This is a genomic window from Leptospira interrogans (genome assembly GCF_900156205.1).
Lineage (GTDB): Bacteria > Spirochaetota > Leptospiria > Leptospirales > Leptospiraceae > Leptospira > Leptospira interrogans.
Window position 1 is genome coordinate 18571 of sequence record NZ_FTNA01000024.1, and the last position, 17649, is coordinate 36219.

Below are 17649 nucleotides of genomic sequence, written 5' to 3' on the forward strand. Positions count from 1 at the left end.
AACGCGACCCATAGGAAAGCGTTTTGCTGAGTTTTCTAACGCGACCCATAGGAAAGCGTTTTGCTGAGTTTCTTGAACTCAATGCTGCTTCTCTACGGATCGCAGCATAATAATCGCTTTCGCATTTGTTATACCAAACTCACGTTAATTAGAGCTTATTCCAAAACCGTCTAATATGGGAACTACTACGAAAATTTAACGACATTAGAACTACTCGAAAGTCACAAATTGCCAAATGCGATTTAATTTGTAGGAACTACTGCATTTTATTAAAAATTTCTAAAGAATTATCGTGTAAAATTTTTTGAGGTTTTGGACAAGGCTCGTAGCTTCTCTTCGGAACAAATTTTAAACGGTGAAGCTCCTAACATACGATCCTTATTCCAATCAATCCTCTATTCCAAAAAAGGTTTAGTAATTTTTCAAACTCAAACACCGGCTAACTTCAGGTTACCGGTCTTTCTTTTTGGATCCAATTCTAATGAAGGTTTCGTCTTATCATTTTGCTTTTTTAAGCAGATGTATGGTTTTCCGGACTTTGCTTTCTGCCTTTGATGGGATTCTGCACGGGAATTCCTACAATAGAGTTCTAAAAAATGAATTCTTCATCTGTTTTATAGAAATGGTCGATTGAAGCAATTTTGTTGATCGCCACTATGAAATTTTTCAAAAACTCTATTGTGTTTTTTGTAAAAAATATTTTTTTAAACATGAATTCCTTGATCCCGGAATTCACGTTATTTAAAAGGAAGCCAGTATAAGAGAAGGAAAAGTATTCCTACAATTTTTAAACTTCAAGACAAATATTTATAAAAGCAAATTCCTGATCCCGAATTGACAGCCTCAACTTTTCCACAAAAATTTTTACTGAACTCTATAAATTTAAGTACCGTGATTTTTTATTACAAAGCGACGTTAGAGTGTAAAATATTCGGTATTACAATTATTTAGTTCTGAGTAATCTTATAGATTACAGCGAACTTCAAAAAATAGAATCTTTGAAAGATAAAACCTTTAAATTCCAGCCGCTCTAAAGTATTCCTTGAGAATGAAATCTACTTGTTCAAATGTGCAATAACCTCTCGTCAAAATTCCATTTTCAATTCCATCCGAAAATACAAGACTGGGAAATACACTTACTCCCAGAGAAAAACCATAGTAGAAGTCGTTTCTGGTTTCCAGATCCGTATCCGTATCTTCAAATACGGTTTGAAATTCTTGAACAGTAATTCCAAACTTTTCAGATTGTTTTACAAAAGTTTCAAAGGAAGTTGGATCTTGATTTTCGAAATAAAAAGATTTAGAAATTGCATTCAAATATTCGAATGCGATTTCCGGTTTTATTTTTTGAACACTGATTACCGCTTTACAAGCAAGAAAGGAATCGTATCTAAAATTTATTTTTTCTAAAAACCCCAACGAAAAAGATTGTTTTGTAGTAAATTCCGCGTCTTTCCATTCGTGTTTTAAGACTCTCGCCAACTCTGGCGTTAATAGTTCCGCACTTTCTTCAAAACGTAAGCCACCTAACACAAGAGAAAACCGTATTTTATTTTCGTATTTTTCCTTTATCCTTTTCATAACAGAACCAAAACCATAACACCAAGGACAAAGAGGGTCGGTTACATAAAGAATAGAATGTCGAATCGGTTCGTTTCGGTTCATTTTATTTGATTATTTCCGTAAGAATGAAATTATACTCTTACATTGATCGTATTTTAACCTTTTGCTTTTGAAGATACAAAAAATATTTTAGTATAAGTCATTTTTAATACACTACGTTCAAAGTCCAAATCTAATTTCGGTATGATTTCTATCTATAAAAGTAAATTTGCATATTATTTTAGATTACAAATTCAAATAAAAATCTAAAAAATTTGGACGTTTCTTTATTAGAGTTGTTGAAAAATTCCCTAGTTCCGATTAACAAAACTGCTTCAATTGCCCGTTTCCATAAAATAGAAACAGATGGAGAATTAATTTTTCAACAATTCTATTTAACACTGATGATATGATCTAAGATCCATTTCGTTTATGATCTTTTGAATCAGTTCTTATTTATTACTATTTAAAAAAGTACTGAATCTTTTAAACTGAAACAGAACGTTGCGATAAAAATTATCGACTTTCAATTATATAAAAATTGGTATGATTAAATTTCGTATGAATTCTGAAATTTTTAGTTAGGCGTTATATTTTATTTTGTTACTTCAAAATGGTTTACTCAATTCGATTATTTCGAAATTTATGGTTTTTAAGAAAAATTCTATATTCCAGTTTTTAAAACAACGTAGTATTTGTCTTCGTAACAATTGAATCAAAAAAATATGATCCATTCATAAAAAAGGCGGGTTAAACCCGCCCTTTTTTTACTCTTGTTTAAGAATTTTCAAATTTCATTCGGGTGTTTTATATAATACACTGATAACCACAGTGTCCCGAAGAGAACCCCCGCATATGCTAATACCACAGTGACAATGTCAATTACAGGTAGAAGTGTGGCAATTGGAGAAATTTTGTCAGCGGTCATTCGGGTTGCTTCGCCCAAAATCAAAAACAAACCTCCCAAGCCGATCAGGTGATACCTACCCATCGCTTCTTTTGTCACCCGAGCAAAACGGGCAAAAACAGGAACTGCCAACAACGCAAGCGCAAAAATCGTGATTGCATTCATTGTGAACCCTCCTTATTTCATCTAGTTAGACTTTAGTTGTTTTAAAAATAATCTTTATTTTCGTTTTTATTTTATACATTATATATTGATCGTTCCAATTAACATTAACCGTTTTGGTATAATTCCATACCTTCCAAATCGTTAATTATATTTCTTTTTAAAACTAACAAAGTTCGATTTAAATTGCCTCCAAACGATACTTTGAATTTTAACATTTAAATATCATAAAATAATAATTTATATTTTTTAAATGTAACTGCCTTACATCTTTCTTCAGTGCAAAAATTATATTAGAAATACTTTATTTATTTATAGCTTATTTATTTTTATCGCTTTTTACTACGAAACCTTGTTATGTGTTATCCCATTGTGAAATTTCATTCTATAAGCCATAAATCCTAAATATACGTTCTATTAGAACTTCTACGCTTTTGCAATATTCCATTATTTACTTATAATAAGGTTCTGTAAATTTTGGAGACAAATTCAGTTCGGCCAAAATTCTGGGCGCCCTGATTCTATAGTTTCTGAGTTAGCCAAGTTCTCAAGTCCAGTGTCTGTACAATCCCCAGCAAAAATAAAAGAATCCTGGAATGAAACTTAGATTGTCCCAAAACCTCAAAGAATTTTACTCTATAATTGAATCCTTTGGAAATTTTTAATCAAATGCAGTAGTTCCCACATTTTTGTGAAACTCAATGTATCGCTTCTATGGTCGCTCTGCAGGTCGTATTTAGCAATTTGCGAACTTTTGAGTAGTTCTAATCTCATTAAATTTTCGTAATAGTTCCCACATTTTTGTGAAACTCAAGCGTCTATCTTCTTTGAACTCAATAAAACGCTTCCTAAATGCCGATCTTTAGAGAGGTTCGCTATGTTTTCCGGATTGCGTTTGAACTCAATGGTCGCTTTGCAGGTCGCGTTCTAAATTATAACTAAAGACGATATATTATATTATGTTTCCTGCATGCAATTAATTTATTGACCAGAACTAATGAGGGCACCGGCCCGTGACAGCTGGATTCGCCTAATTTTCCTACGCCGATTCGCGTTAAAGAAGGAACTTTATAAAATCCAAAACAAGATTCCAATTTTCGTATAAACCAAACAGGACTTTACTCTTGAAATGATAATGAAAAAATTCCAAGACCTGTTTAATTTTGAAGACATATTTTTAGGTAATTTTTTATTCTTACAATAAGGAGAAGAAATGAATTTGTCCACAATCTTATTCTCTATTTCAAAACTCGCCACTCTGATCTTATTCCCTCTGCCCTTGGTTCTTTTGATTCTTTTGTTTATGGGTGCAAAACTCAAAAAATGGAAAGAAAAATTTTCCGTTTGGCTTCCAGTTTTGTTTCTTTGGATCTTATCCACAAGTACGGTTTCCCAAAAACTGATTCAATCTTTAGAAATGTATTATCCTCCAGTTTCTCTGGAACAACTTCCAAAAGCAGACGTCATACTTGTGTTAGGCGGAATGGTTTCAACGTTAAGCATTCACGACGAACCGGTCGATCTTTTCAACAGCGCAGAAAGGCTTACCGAAACGGTACGACTTTACAGAGCCAAGAAAGCTCCTAAAATTCTATTCTCCGGAGGTTCCGGAAATCTTTTTTATCAAACAGTGCCGGAATCCGAACCGGCGGGCAGATTTCTAAAACAAATGGGAATACCAGATTCCTCTTTGATCTTAGAATCCAAAAGTAGAAATACCGCCGAAAACAAAAGTTTTGCCGTAGGACTTCTAAAAGAACACGGTTGGAATTCGGTGATTTTAGTGACTTCTTCTTTTCATATGAAAAGGTCCGTCGAAATCTTTCAGGAAAATGGAATCACGATCATCCCCTTCCCTACCGATTTTCGTTCCCAAAAATCAGTTTTAACCTTGGATAATTTCTTTCCCTCCACAGGTTGTCTTGAAAATTCTACAATTTCTATTAAGGAATGGATCGGTATTTTGGTTCATAAAATCCGAAATTTATAACCTAACTTAGATTTGGCGCAAAAAATCTCGATTTGCGAGAGTTCCCACATTTGAAAAGTTCATCTGTAAAATCTCAATTTGTGAGAGTTCCCACATGGATCAAAAAACGAATCTCCGGAACAGATGATTCCCGTGAACTAAGATCCATAACGGGGGATTTACACTTTTCTCCGCCCATCCGTTCTGATTTTATGGTCTAAAACGAAAACAGTCGGAACTTCAACGATGAATATAAAATTTACGGTACTCTCTGGGATCATCCTATTATCCCTCGGCTCCATAGCTTATTTCTCTTCTAAGGAAACCTCTTATACCCTACTCGACGCCTCAGAACTCGTCGCCTCTCCCTCTAAATACGAAAACGATCTTTTAAGAGTCAGAGGTTTTGTAAAATTAGGATCTGTAACTCGAGAAGGTAAAACAGCAAAATTCATCTTAGAATTTAACGATAAACAAATCCCCGTTTTTTTTACCGGAGAAACCCTACTCCCGGACGCATTTAAAGAAGGCACGCGTGCTCGAGTAGACGGCTATATGAAGGATGGAGTGCTCGTTTCCGACCACGTGGAAGCAAAATGTGCTTCCAAATACGAAGCCGATTATTCAGAAGAAAATAAGTAAAAAAGGATTATAACTTTTTAATATGAATGATTTCGGCGCTCTTTGCATCATAACGTCTTTTGCGATCCTTATATTTTCGATCGTACAAACTTCTTACGGAATTTGGAAACAAGACAAACAGGTAATCGAACTCGGTAGATATACTTTGATGGCAAATTCCGCCATCATCCTTTTAGCTTTTATCGTCTTACTCGTTCAACTTTTCAGAACCGATCTTTCTAATTACTATGTGGTAATGCATTCCAACGAACACTTACCTTTATTTTATAGACTTACCGGAATTTGGTCCGGTTCCTCCGGTTCCTTACTTTTTTGGAATCTTTTACTTTCACTTTTTACATTCATCGTTCTTTGGCAAACAAAGGATCTAACCCAAGATAGAATTCCTGTCTTAAATTTAACGTTAGCCGTCATATCTGCTTTTTTTTCTTATCTTGCTGTATTTTATCCGGATGCCCAACCATTTCGAGAATTTCAACCGGCGGCAGTTGCCGGCAGAGGATTAAATCCTCTTTTACAACACTGGGCCATGGTCATCCATCCTCCGATTCTTTATGTGGGTTACGTAAGTTTTGCGATTCCTTTTGCAATTGCAGCCTCGGCTTTAATCACAGGACATCTTTCCGAAAATTGGTTTCGTTTTGTTAGAAGGTGGACTATCTTTTCTTGGTTTTTTTTAGGAACCGGAATTCTACTCGGTTCCAAATGGGCTTACGAAGAATTAGGTTGGGGAGGTTACTGGGCCTGGGATCCCGTAGAAAACGCTTCTCTTATGCCCTGGCTTTTATCCACTGCATTTCTTCATTCTATGATCATCCAAGAAAGAAGAGGTATGTTAAAGTTTTGGAATATGCTTTTGATCATACTCGCTTTTCATTTTTGTTTATTAGGAACTTGGATCACCCGAAGTGGAGTACTCGAAGGTCCTCATAGTTTTTCCAAGTCCACAATCGGCACCCCGTTCATCATCTACATCGGAATTAGTTTTTTCTTCTTTTTAGGATTTTTAATCTACCGCAGAAATTCTCTAAAACCCGAGCGCAATCTGGAGGCAATGACCTCTAAAGAAGGCAGTTTTCTTTTTAATAACTTCCTACTTGTAATCGCTACTCTTGCGATTCTTTTAGGAGTTTTTTCTCCTCTTCTTTATGGAAGAGAATTTAAAGCTCCTTGGTTCAACTCTTGGGGAGTTCCAGTGGGAATCCTTTTGATCCTTTTGATGGGTTCGGCACCACTTCTCGCTTGGAGAAAAAGCGCGGACAAAATTTTTTTCTCGACCCTCCTCAAACCGTTGTTAGTCGGAATTGCAGGAGCTGGAATGTACATTTTATTTTATACTAAAAACTTTACGATTAGCGAATACAGTTTAGGCGACGTATTAGGGGAAATTTATTCAGTGATCGCGGTTGGTCTCGGAATTTTTACGACTGCCGGAATTGTACAGGAATATCATAGAGGGATCATCGCCAGAAAAACTGCGTATCCAAACGAGAATTATTTTTTTTCCGGATTTAGGATGCTTTTAAAAAATAAAAGAAGATACGGAGGTTACCTAGTTCACTTGGCGATGGTGATACTTTTTATAGGTTATGCAGGGAACGCGTTTAAACAAAACACATCCATTAAGTTTTTCTACTTCTTGAACGCACCCGAAAAAAACGAAATCGTCTATTCGAGTCAGGATACGGGAGTTCTCGGAAACTATCAGATCTCGGCAAACACTCTGAAGATCAAACCTCTCGTCAACGGAGACGCAAAGAACGGACTCAACATTCAAAACGTGATCGTTTCTCACGAAGCAACCTTTCAAGTAAAACGGAATCTAAAAGAATTTTCTACAATGGTTACAGAAAGAAGATTTTATCCACAAATCTCTCACTTAAGCGGAGACTTTGAAACTCATATCCCTACAAGCGAACCCGCAATTTCTTCCACTCCTAAAGAAGACTTATACATTCAACTCGGGGCTATCGAACATTCCGATCTTTCCGATGAAAATCCAGACCTTCCTATACTTTTTATGAATTATCTTTTTACAAATGAGAATCAGCCAGTTCGTAAATTGGAAAACTTCAATCGATTTCCAAGACAACTCGTAGCCAACTTAGAAGTCTGGGTAAACCCTCTGGTAAAATTTATTTGGGTGGGTTCATTGTTATTTTTCTTTTCGGGGCTATTAATTCTTCTCCCGATCGGAGAATCCAGATCATGAAAATAGTATTTCATAATATTCTAATTTTATTTACCTTCTGGAGCGTATTCATTTTGAACGGCTCATTTATGTCTTTGTCTGCGGATTCCACGTTCACCAACTTAACGGAACCCGATCAGATCCGAACTTTTCACGAAGTCACTTCTAAAATCAGATGTATCTGCATCCCTTCGATTACTATCAAAAGTTGTTCGTTTAACAATTGTACCGTTTCGGCCAAATTGAAACTTTTTATAGAAAACCGGATTCAAAAAGGGGAAACTGCGGACGTAATCGTAGACAAAATGGTTCATGGTTTTGGGGAAGAAGCTCTCTCCGATCCGATAATTCAAAAATTTGTAGAAGCGGGTAATACCGGAATGGCAAACTCGGTAGTATTCGGTTTTGGAGAGAATATTCTGGCAACCCCAGATTCTACTTGGATCAACTTGAGTCTTGCTCTCGCAGGTTTTTTAGGAATCATACTCATCTATCTTTATATGAAACGAAAACATCCGGGTTCTTTAAAACGAACTCAAGCATCTGAGAATTCAGTCAAACAAGTAGAAGATTCTTTTCAGAAATATCTTTCCGAAATACAGGAAAAACAAAAATAATGGACCCTTTACTCATTCCGTTTTATGGCATTTTACTAGGAATCGTTCTTTCTCCCTTTTTATTGATCCGATTTGTAGAGCACTCTAAAACATCCGATATTGAATCCGAAAAGTCGGAACTGATCAATCGGAGAGAAGTAATTTTAGAAAACCTAAGAGATATAAAAATCGAATTTGATACTGGCAAACTCACTGAGTCAGAATTCCATTCCATCTCTTCTGGAATCGTTAAGGACTTAGAAGACTTCGACGAAAAAATCAGATCCGCCACCCAGAATATTCCAAAACCGGCAAACTCGTCCGAAACTATTCCCAAATTTTGTCACGAATGTGGTTTTAAAATAGCTTTCTATGGAGCCAAGTTTTGTCCTTCCTGCGGAACCAAATTGTTAATCTGAAAGCGACTTTTTTCTTTAAAACGCCCCAGATAACCTTTTTTAAAATATTCTATTATTTTAGTATATTTATATATACTTTTTTTTTAATATACTGTTCGGGAAAAAACCTTAAACTTCAAGGTGAGCCAAATCGCCTTTCTGAACTTCCTTTTTACGGAGCCGGCTTTTACGTTTCCGCCTCCAAAATTGAAAAAGAAGATCTTGTGGAAATTAGAAAAGATCTTAAAAACGAACTGGCTTCTAGAATTCCAAAGGACAGGATCGAACGTTGGAAAGAAGCTGATTCGCTCAACGGTTCGGAAGGAATTTATATCCTTTTTCAGATCGTTCCGGAAACAAGAGTTCTTCCGGAGTTTTTGGATTTTCAATTTTACTTAAATGATGTTTCCGCCGACAAGATTTGGAATTATTACGTTCAGTCTTTTACTGCTAAAGTTCGTAACTATCGTTTTTCGGCTCTTCCTGTTTACGGAACCTTCGGCTATCCTTTTTATACAGCTCCACCTGGAGTTTATTCTTCAGGCACCTTTGTTTATGATTCAGACGTTACTACAGAGACAGAGCACATTTATCGTTTTTTAGTGCGTTTTCCTAAAGATACTTTATTTAAAAATTCCCAGAATAAGATTTTTTTTCAGGTCGTAACTCCAGCCAAATCCATTCTACGTTTTGAATATTAGTATAAGAACTTGTTCCAAAACCTCAAAGAATTTTATGCCATCATTCTTTAGAAATTTTTAATAAAATGTAGTAGTTCCTACAATTTTAGAATTTGTTCGTAAAGTCGTGATTTGTAAAAGTTCCCACATCATTTTATAGACAAACCTAAGTTTTGTGGTAGTTCCCACACTTGAATACGACAGATTCAATTGTTATAATCTTCTATTTTATCAATTGTGAGGGTTCCCACATTTAAAGAATCAATCTGTAAAGTTCAGATTCCAACTTTTTTCAGAATCATGAATCATAGATTCTTTATGTTGAATTCACGTTATTTAAGGTTCAACAATAAACCGAATCGGATTTCCTTTTCTCTGATCCAAGGCCTCAAGGCATTCATTCAATTCTTCTAATGGATGATGAGAAGTAATCGAATGAGAAAGATTGATTTTTCCTTTTAGATAAAGTTCAATCAATTCAGGAATCGCTCTACGATCGGATCCATAAGAACCAGAAACAGAAATCATTTTTTCAATTAATATAAAAGGAATCTGAAATTTCAAGGGCTGTCTTCCAATACCTACAAGTACAATTCTACCTCCCGGGTTCATCGCTCGTATTGAATCTTCTACGTTAGACATATAACCCGAAAAGTCGGCAAGTAGATCTACACCTTTCGATACTTCCTTTAGAACCTTGCCCGAATTTCGAACTTCTTTCAAGTTAACCACTTCATCAGCTCCATATTTGGTAGCGTTTTCTAAAGCTCCCGAATCCACATCCAATGCAATCACCTTACCTTTTGTCATCGCCCTTGCAATCGCCACCGCATGGATTCCAAGCCCCCCACAACCAAAAATAGCTACTGTATCACTTTCCTGAATATTCCCTCTGTAACGAATAGCGTGATAAGGAGTAGATACAGCATCTGCAAGAATCGCTCCTTGATCAAATGGAATCTCATCTGGAAGAGAATACAAATAACGTTCTTCTACTATATTAAATTCTGCAAAACTTCCATCTCGATCAAAACCAAACACACCTAAATCTTTACATAGATTTTCTTTTCCTTCTTTACAATAAGAACAAACTCCACATGAAGTTCCGGCCGCGATGACCACTCGATCTCCTTTACGGAATCGTCTAACGTTCTCGCCTACTTCTTCGATAATTCCCGATGACTCATGTCCTGGAACTCTGGGAAAATGTTTACATTTGAGAGTTCCATGAACCACGAGATGTACGTCTGAACCACAAATACCACAAGCCTTAATTCTTACCTTTACTTGTTCAGCCCTAAGTTGTGGAACGGAAACATCTCTGATCTCTAAAATTTTTTTACCGGATTCTAAAACCGCAGCTTTCATTCCCATTATCCCCAATTTTTTATATCAAAACCGAGTTAGATTAAGACCATCTATAGTGTGGTCAAGACGATTTGTTTTAAAAATTAGTATCTCTTCAAAAGATTTTATAAAAACGAATTGAGAAAAGACTTTTGAGCAACAGGTTTCGAACTTGAATCCGTAAGTGTCAAATTTTTCATGGAAGTAGAGTCCCAAAACTTCAAAGAAATAAATTACAAGTTGAAAATGATATTTTTGGAACGGATTCTAAAATGAAACGACTCGATCGATAGCCACCGGAGGAAAATATGGATACGGAAACGATCTACCGGGAAATCAAAGCTAGTCAAAACGGACAAGATTGGCATCATAAAAATTGTTTCGGCTGTGGCCCCGAAAATCCGAAAGGGATTCACGCCAGTTTTCCATTTCACGAAGAAAGCGGCGAAGTTCGTTTTCCGTTTAAAATCGAAAAGGCTTTTGAAGGTGCTCCCGGTTATGCACACGGAGGAGTTCTAGCGACTCTACTCGACGAAGCTCAAGGAGTTCTTTGTTTTCATCTCGGCCATTTTGTTATGACAGATCAACTTTATATGCGTTATCACAAAGCGGTTCCGCTGAACGAAGAGGTTGAAGTACGTTGTTGGGTTACTATGGTGAGAAGAAGAAGACTTTATACTAAGGCCACGATTCATCTTTCCAAATCAGGTGAACTTTTAGTTTCTTCTAAAGCGCGTTGGTATGATATGTCAGAAAGAACAATGAGAAGAATGTTTCAAGGAACCGTCTTTCCGATTGATACACTTCTACAAGTTTTAGAAGTAAATCAAAAACGAGGTAAAGAAATTAGAAAACGTCTTAAACTTCAAAAGGTAAATTCTTAAATCTCATTCCGAAATTAAAAATTTCAGATCCAGTACAGAAAGAATCAAAGTCGATAAAAAGAACTTGTAGATTTCAAACCAAGTTTAGTAAAATTCGTAGAAAACTTTTTTACCGAGTTGGCCTTCAAGAACCCAAGTCAATTCTTCTGGTTTTTATTGAGTTTTTTAGATACATTTTCAATTCGTTTTTTTTAAATCACCTAGTAGACACAAACATTTTTAATATATTCAAGAATTCTAAAATATAAATTTTAGCCCTGAACTTCAATCGACTACTCAAAAGTAGTATTATAAGGTTTTTCTAAAAATTAGAATAGAGTTGTTGAAAAATTTCATAATGAAGATTCGCAAAATTGCTTCAATTGTCCATTTCAATTCAACAGAAACAAATCAAGAATTAATTTTTCAACAACTCTAATGTAAAAACAATTCCAAGTTATAATCAATTTGGGAGAATTTTTACTACTCAGACAAATAGAATATTTGAGTTAGATTGTTTCAAAAATTTGAATGTTTTGTTTCTACTCTAAAATACCGAATTTACGGTATTTTTTTCGCAATTCGGCCGTTAATACTTGGTATTATTTTTATACGTCCGAGTAGCAAGTGAGTAGAACTCAAAAAAATTCTCGTATCATTCCAAACTATTCTCAAATATAAAAATTCTCATAATGGATTTGAATGTTCAAAAACTTACTTGATTCAAATATTTTTTTTTAGATTCTACTTAAAAACTGCATTTTTTCTAAAACCAAAGTCTAACTTCTAAATAAACATTCCACAAATAGGAGAAAAACATTGATCGAATTATATTCGGCGTCTACACCCAACGGAAGAAAAATTTCTATTATGTTAGAAGAATTAGGAATTCCTTATACGGTTCACCCAATCAATTTAGATAAACTGGAACAAAAACAAGAATGGTTCCTTAAAATCAACCCAAACGGAAGAATCCCTGCAATCATAGACAAAGACAACGAGGACTTTACAGTATTTGAATCTGGAGCAATTCTGATTTATCTCGCGGAAAAAACCGGAAAACTTTTGCCTAAAGATCCAAAAGAAAAAAGTACCGTAATTCAATGGCTTATGTTTCAAATGGGAGGAGTCGGCCCAATGCAAGGACAAGCCGGAGTATTTCTTAAATACGCACCCGAGAAAATTCCTTTCGCGATCAATAGATACCAAAACGAAACTAAACGATTATACTCCGTTTTAGATAGAAGACTAAGTGATAGTAAATTCTTAGGCGGCAAGGATTTGTCAATCGCAGACATTGCTACCTGGCCTTAGGTCAATATACATGATTGGGTGGAAATCAGTCTGGACGAATTTCCTAACTTAAAACGTTGGAACGATGAACTAGAAAAACGCCCTGCCTTTATTAAGGGCAAAGATATACCAAATAAAGTAGATCATAAAAAAGACGCAGAAGAAATCAAAAAGAAAGGTCAATCTATATTAATAAAATAGAATTTACTGATTTTTACTGATTTGAGTTTCGAGTTTTTGCAAAACCGGTTCCGAGGCGGGGAGGATCACAAAAAATGTAGTTCCTTCTTTAGAAGTTTCAAAATAGATTTTGCCATTATGATCTTCTATGATTCTTCTACAGATGTCCAAACCTAAACCCGTTCCCGCACCGGAAGGTTTTGTAGTAAAAAAGGGTTCGAAAATTCTATCTTTGATCGATTCTTCGATTCCTGCCCCACTATCCTTAATTGCTACTTCCCAAGTAGTAGAAACTCTTTTACAAGAGATTTCAATTTTCCCTTTATATCCCATCGAATAAAGAGCGTTTCCGATCAGATTTGTCCATACTTGTGTAAGAGATTCCGCATTCCCCTGAACGTAGGAAGTTTCCGGCATTTCACGAACAATCTCTACTTGAGTTTTGTATTTAGAATAATAAAGAGTCAGTACGGTTTCCAATTGCTTTCGTACATCTACAGGACTCATAGCAGTTTCACTACGATCTCTATACGCATATTCCTTTAGGGCTTGTATTACTAAAGAAGCTTTTTCAGCAGCTTTTTCAATTGTAAAACTCGCTCTGGCAAGACCTGAAAGAGATAAAGCATTTTGCGCGATCAGAAGTAATCTTTCTTTTTGACTTAAATATTTAAAATTTTCTAATACATAATCTGGATGAATCCCCAGATCGGTAAGAATATCCGCAAGACGAGTCGCTTCGGAAAATCCGAAGTCGTTTAACAAAATTGCTATTTTTTTTCTTTTAGTTCTCTCTTCTCTCGTATCGTAAAACTCTCTGAGAGTAATTCCTTTTGAAAAAAGTTTTTTCCAAATTACTTTTTCATCTTCGGTAAAATCAGAATAATTCCTAAGCAGACCTTCCCAAGAGTTGGACAATACCAACTGAATGGCTTCATTAGAAGAAACAATGGCGCCTAACGGAGTATTTAGTTCGTGTGCAATTCCCGCAACCAATTGTCCAAGCACAGCCATCTTTTCAGAACGAACGAGTTGTTTCTGTGCGTTTTTCAAGTTTGCGATTGCTCTAATCACTTGTTCATTTTTAGAAATAAGATATTGATTTACAGTTCTAAGCTCTTCGGTCCGTTTAGCGACTATCTCTTCGAGCCCTTCATTGACTAAACGGATTTCCTGTTCCGCATCAGTCATCTCCTTAACGAGTAAGGTTTGTCTCACACTCGCAATTAGAACCACAATCGTAGTTCCAGTCCATGCAACGATTCGAACCCCTTCCGGTAAACCGCTAAGAGTTCCTGCTAATACGATCGTAACCGAACTCGCAACCACTTCAAATAATGGTAATAGACGAAGCGCCGCTTCAAATCTTCTTCCCCAAATCGGATGATCATTCAATTTAGGTTCCCAGGTCCAAACTCCATATCCCAAGATTAAAGTTGAAATAGAAAAACCAGCATTGAGAACGGTCCCGTCGGGAGGAATTTCAACGATAAACAACGCATTCCATAACAACCAACAAAAACCACTTCCTCCCATGCCAACTATAAACGACAACCAAGACTTATTTGGTTGCAATCTTAGAACGGGAATCAGTAAAATTCCCAAAGCGGCAGCAGTCAAAAAAGAAACCGGATGATTGATCAACGGAAGAAGTTGCGCAATTCCAACCCCTTCTCTTTGAGGAAGATACAACGCGAGTGAAAATGTGAGAACTGCTGTAATAAGACCAAGAGCGTCTAATGCCGCCACTCTGATTTTATTTCGATCGCATTCAATAACTATAATAGAGTATCCTATGATAAAACAAGGAGCGACCCACGGAAAAAGAAAATCGCTCGGGGTTGGGGTCATGTAATAATTAAAATAAACTTGAATCGCCCAAGATAATTGTCCAAGCGCGTTTGCAGTAAGACCAAGTGCAAACCAAAACCGAAAACGGTAAATTCCGGCCGCCTCAACCGAAAAACAACCCAGCCAGGCTAAAGCCGCCGCACAAAGATAAGAAACAGTCCAGTGGATATTATCGATGAGCCTGTCTATATTTTTTTCTTTGTAATAATAATTACCAAAAAAGGATACAATCACTAAAATTGTACCAATTCCAAATATCCATTGTCCCAAATAATAAGCGGAAAATCTTGAATGGTTTTTTACGTTTGTCATCGATTGTCCAGGGACGACGACAGCTTAAGAGTTAAGCGCCGATTTCGTCGATCTTTTTCTAGCTTCAAAGATTCTCAAAACAAAAACAGTTTATATAATACTTACAAAAAACCTTTTTCTATTTTGAGCATTTTTTTAACTTATAGTTAAACTCAAATCCTTATCAATTCCAGTTGCAAAGCCAGAACCATTCCCAAAACGATTTTTTTTTAAAACTCAGACCTTTTATAAAAATTCGATTCTAATTTGTTCATTTTGAATTCAAAGATTTTTTATAATTTTGAGTTATTTTAAAATTTATCCTCTGCCGTTTTTTCATGAAAACAGCAGTATCAAACCGTTTCATGAATAGCAGATACGGCTTTCGCAAAAATCTTATTTAAAGATTCTTAAATATATTATAATATGTTTAATAAAAATAAACTCTCAGAAGTAAAATTTTGAGCATTCTACTATATAACATAGCAGTTATCAATAAGTCTATTTTATGTGTTCAACGTGTGGAAGCTACTATAGACGAATCTTACTGAAAATTGCATAGTAAGTTCACTTTGAATTTGCGCATAAATTACTGCTTAGAAACAGAATTCCCAACGATCTATGATAGTTCATATGAAAAATCGTATTCAACTGCGTCGATCCAGTTCGAAATTTGCGACTTCATGAAAATGAGTTTTAATTTTGATGATAGCCGCCAAACAGTGATTTTATGTAGAATACCACTCTAAGTCTAATGCGTAGAAATAGGATTCTGGTTCACAGTGTAGTTTTCGAGTGACTTGGTTGTTTGACAGATCTAGGTGCAGGATATAACTGTAGGACCAGTGAAACGTGGGAACTCCCGCCCGAACCGTATTCAAGATAGAATTACCGACTCCGAGGGCTTCCAACTTTAAAAGATAATTAAAAAGATAACATTTCGATACACCGTGAGCCTGAGCCAATGTTCCCAAAAGAGTCCAACTTGCAGAAGGAACACGAACGCTGATTCGTTTCATTTTTAATTTACCCGGACTGGGTTGATACAAAGTTCTATCCGCTTTTTTACCGAGACGTTCCGACGAAGAAAGATATTTCGCATAAACTTTCAAAAGTGTAGGGATCCTTTTCGTAAGTAGCCTCACGTCTTTTTCAGAAAAAAGAAGCCAAGTATCTTCCGGAATTAAAAGAGTCACCGTTTCAGAACGATTTTTTTGAAGTGCGGAACTAATTTCATGATCAGAGTTGAGTAATAAAATGCCCATACCCACTACAGTTCTCGACAAGAGTAAGACGGCTCAAATTTGAATCAAAAAAATCGCTCATCCAAAAAAATTTCTGAGGAGCAAAGCATATGTTTCCAAAGGAATTTTTATAAAGAGCTTGTACCAAAACTTCAAAAAACTTTACCAGATAATTCTTTAAAATTTTTAATAAAATGCAGTAGTTCCTACAAATTAGATCGCATTGGGCAATTTACGAACTTTCGAGCAGTTCTAATCTTGTTAAATTTTCGTGGTAGTTCCCACATTGTGAGATTTTGGGACAAACTCAAAATGAAGTGAGTAAGAAAAATCTAGGCGAACAAAAAACTCAACATTACTTCCATAGTCGCAACATAAACCACTTTCACATTGGTTATATCAAACCCAAATCATTAACCACAAATCCCATATAAGTTTATCATAAATTATGAAAACAGCACTTTATTACGCTTAGAGTTCTGCACACTCTATCATCCAATAAACAATTTTTATAAAGAAAACTTTTTATTTTGTAATCCTAGTATAGCAAAACAAAGATTAGGCGATAAAATTTAATTAGAAAATCATTTTTTGTGGATTTTATAGAGATTACAAATATTTAGCAACATAAAGTGATATCTAAGATTTTCAATAGAGTTAAGTAAATTTTTATATTTAAGAGTTTTAAAAAATTCTAAAATAAGGTTCGACTCATTTTTTCTGTGAGATGAGGCACTCCATTAACCGAAATAGGAAGATATTTACCCTTCACTTTTCGAAACGTGCTGACGGAAGTATTCCAGATCCAAGGCATCCAGGAAAAAGGATTTTCTTTTTGACATAAGGTATGATTTAAAACCAGAGAAATTGGAGTTCCCGAAGTAAATATAAAGCTTCTCTCTTGTTCTCCTGAAGAAAACCAAACATTATAAGAATCAAATATTCTAGTTTCAAAATTTTTGTATGTTTCTACACTATCCGTCACTATCGCTTTTTCCTTCCAAAATTTGAGAATTTCTTCCGTCAATTTATAGAACAAAGCAGCCGATCGGATTCCACCTCTGGACTTAACCTTGTAGAATTGTGAAAGGATTCTAGCAAAATCAGGCCTATCCGACACAAGTAATTTGGCCAAAGAACTCCAAAGTTCGGGTGAAAATTCGTTCCAACCTGAATCTCTGCAAACGAAAGAATCCGTTCTGTATTTTTCCAAATCTCCTACTTCAGAAATCACACCTTTCATAAACCAGTCCGCAGTCTCCAAATGTCTTCTCAAAGTTCCGGTAACAATTCGATCTGGAAGTTCTCCGTTATGCGCCATGTATTTTCCAAGCGCAAACGATTGATTCTTTCCAAGCGAAGTCAAAAGGTCGTAGTTTTCACCTTGGGAATTTGCCTGGCCATGCCGGATCAGATGAATGATAGACATGCAA

14 protein-coding genes and 1 pseudogene are annotated in these 17649 nt (G+C 35.7%); 8 read left to right on the forward strand and 7 right to left on the reverse strand.

Annotated elements, in window-relative coordinates; translation table 11 throughout:
• Nucleotides 1–1014 precede the first annotated feature (1014 nt).
• From BW942_RS16240 to BW942_RS21125, 3 genes are all read right to left on the reverse strand, one after another.
• Nucleotides 1015–1665, reverse strand: a complete 651-nt coding sequence (locus BW942_RS16240) for a DsbA family protein (protein WP_001081287.1) — start codon at nucleotides 1663–1665, stop codon at nucleotides 1015–1017.
• 724 nt (nucleotides 1666–2389) lie between these two features.
• Nucleotides 2390–2674, reverse strand: a complete 285-nt coding sequence (locus BW942_RS16245) for an LIC10816 family protein (RefSeq protein ID WP_000991776.1) — start codon at nucleotides 2672–2674, stop codon at nucleotides 2390–2392.
• A gap of 1065 nt (nucleotides 2675–3739) precedes the next feature.
• The gene (locus tag BW942_RS21125) at nucleotides 3740–3928 is read right to left on the reverse strand and encodes a hypothetical protein (RefSeq protein ID WP_001982010.1); all 189 of its coding nucleotides are present in this window, start codon (nucleotides 3926–3928) and stop codon (nucleotides 3740–3742) included.
• Between BW942_RS21125 and BW942_RS16250 the strand changes: the two genes are divergently transcribed.
• From BW942_RS16250 to BW942_RS16275, 6 genes are all read left to right on the forward strand, one after another.
• Entirely contained in the window at nucleotides 3891–4661 is a 771-nt protein-coding gene (locus BW942_RS16250) for a YdcF family protein (RefSeq protein ID WP_002084071.1), read from the forward strand. The genes BW942_RS21125 and BW942_RS16250 overlap by 38 nt on opposite strands.
• A gap of 225 nt (nucleotides 4662–4886) precedes the next feature.
• Nucleotides 4887–5282 carry a cytochrome c maturation protein CcmE domain-containing protein gene (locus BW942_RS16255; protein WP_001021982.1) on the forward strand — a complete coding sequence of 132 codons (396 nt, stop codon included), beginning with the start codon at nucleotides 4887–4889 and terminating at the stop codon, nucleotides 5280–5282.
• 22 nt (nucleotides 5283–5304) lie between these two features.
• Nucleotides 5305–7494, forward strand: coding sequence for a heme lyase CcmF/NrfE family subunit (locus BW942_RS16260; protein ID WP_000997635.1), 2190 nt, complete (start codon nucleotides 5305–5307; stop codon nucleotides 7492–7494).
• On the forward strand, nucleotides 7491–8090 hold the full coding sequence (locus tag BW942_RS16265; protein ID WP_000706226.1) for a cytochrome c-type biogenesis protein: 600 nt from the start codon (nucleotides 7491–7493) through the stop codon (nucleotides 8088–8090). Before BW942_RS16260 ends, BW942_RS16265 begins: the two co-directional genes overlap by 4 nt.
• Complete coding sequence (locus BW942_RS16270) at nucleotides 8090–8488, forward strand: zinc ribbon domain-containing protein (RefSeq protein WP_000371377.1); 399 nt, start codon at nucleotides 8090–8092, stop codon at nucleotides 8486–8488. Before BW942_RS16265 ends, BW942_RS16270 begins: the two co-directional genes overlap by 1 nt.
• Nucleotides 8455–9168 (forward strand): hypothetical protein, encoded by a 714-nt coding sequence (locus BW942_RS16275; protein WP_000009079.1) that lies wholly within the window; start codon nucleotides 8455–8457, stop codon nucleotides 9166–9168. The genes BW942_RS16270 and BW942_RS16275 overlap by 34 nt, the downstream gene beginning before the upstream one ends.
• A gap of 315 nt (nucleotides 9169–9483) precedes the next feature.
• Here BW942_RS16275 and BW942_RS16280 read toward each other — a convergent pair whose 3' ends face one another.
• Nucleotides 9484–10515: a zinc-binding dehydrogenase gene (locus BW942_RS16280; protein WP_002067912.1), complete on the reverse strand. Its 1032-nt coding sequence runs from the start codon at nucleotides 10513–10515 to the stop codon at nucleotides 9484–9486.
• Nucleotides 10516–10802: 287 nt separating this feature from the next.
• On the opposite strand from BW942_RS16280, the gene BW942_RS16285 reads away from it, so the two are divergent.
• On the forward strand, nucleotides 10803–11378 hold the full coding sequence (locus tag BW942_RS16285; RefSeq protein ID WP_000379289.1) for a PaaI family thioesterase: 576 nt from the start codon (nucleotides 10803–10805) through the stop codon (nucleotides 11376–11378).
• Nucleotides 11379–12176: 798 nt separating this feature from the next.
• A pseudogene (locus tag BW942_RS16290) lies at nucleotides 12177–12851 on the forward strand (glutathione S-transferase family protein).
• 3 nt (nucleotides 12852–12854) lie between these two features.
• On the opposite strand, the gene BW942_RS16295 reads toward BW942_RS16290, so the two are convergent.
• From BW942_RS16295 to BW942_RS16310, 3 genes are all read right to left on the reverse strand, one after another.
• Complete coding sequence (locus tag BW942_RS16295) at nucleotides 12855–14993, reverse strand: sensor histidine kinase (RefSeq protein WP_000186016.1); 2139 nt, start codon at nucleotides 14991–14993, stop codon at nucleotides 12855–12857.
• A gap of 707 nt (nucleotides 14994–15700) precedes the next feature.
• Nucleotides 15701–16237: a DUF1564 domain-containing protein gene (locus BW942_RS16300; protein WP_000512007.1), complete on the reverse strand. Its 537-nt coding sequence runs from the start codon at nucleotides 16235–16237 to the stop codon at nucleotides 15701–15703.
• A 673-nt stretch (nucleotides 16238–16910) separates the two neighbouring features.
• Nucleotides 16911–17645 (reverse strand): histidine phosphatase family protein, encoded by a 735-nt coding sequence (locus tag BW942_RS16310; RefSeq protein ID WP_000022300.1) that lies wholly within the window; start codon nucleotides 17643–17645, stop codon nucleotides 16911–16913.
• Between the last annotated feature and the right edge of the window lie 4 nt (nucleotides 17646–17649).

Excerpts from the sequence above, each read along its gene's own strand:
- BW942_RS16240 (WP_001081287.1), bottom strand. The coding sequence starts at position 1,665 with ATGAACCGAAACGAACCGATTCGACATTCTATTCTTTATGTAACCGAC.
- BW942_RS16245 (WP_000991776.1), bottom strand. The coding sequence starts at position 2,674 with ATGAATGCAATCACGATTTTTGCGCTTGCGTTGTTGGCAGTTCCTGTT.
- BW942_RS16255 (WP_001021982.1), top strand. The coding sequence starts at position 4,887 with ATGAATATAAAATTTACGGTACTCTCTGGGATCATCCTATTATCCCTC.
- BW942_RS16260 (WP_000997635.1), top strand. The coding sequence starts at position 5,305 with ATGAATGATTTCGGCGCTCTTTGCATCATAACGTCTTTTGCGATCCTT.
- BW942_RS16265 (WP_000706226.1), top strand. The coding sequence starts at position 7,491 with ATGAAAATAGTATTTCATAATATTCTAATTTTATTTACCTTCTGGAGC.
- BW942_RS16270 (WP_000371377.1), top strand. The coding sequence starts at position 8,090 with ATGGACCCTTTACTCATTCCGTTTTATGGCATTTTACTAGGAATCGTT.
- BW942_RS16280 (WP_002067912.1), bottom strand. The coding sequence starts at position 10,515 with ATGAAAGCTGCGGTTTTAGAATCCGGTAAAAAAATTTTAGAGATCAGA.
- BW942_RS16285 (WP_000379289.1), top strand. The coding sequence starts at position 10,803 with ATGGATACGGAAACGATCTACCGGGAAATCAAAGCTAGTCAAAACGGA.
- BW942_RS16295 (WP_000186016.1), bottom strand. The coding sequence starts at position 14,993 with ATGACAAACGTAAAAAACCATTCAAGATTTTCCGCTTATTATTTGGGA.
- BW942_RS16300 (WP_000512007.1), bottom strand. The coding sequence starts at position 16,237 with ATGGGCATTTTATTACTCAACTCTGATCATGAAATTAGTTCCGCACTT.
- BW942_RS16310 (WP_000022300.1), bottom strand. The coding sequence starts at position 17,645 with ATGTCTATCATTCATCTGATCCGGCATGGCCAGGCAAATTCCCAAGGT.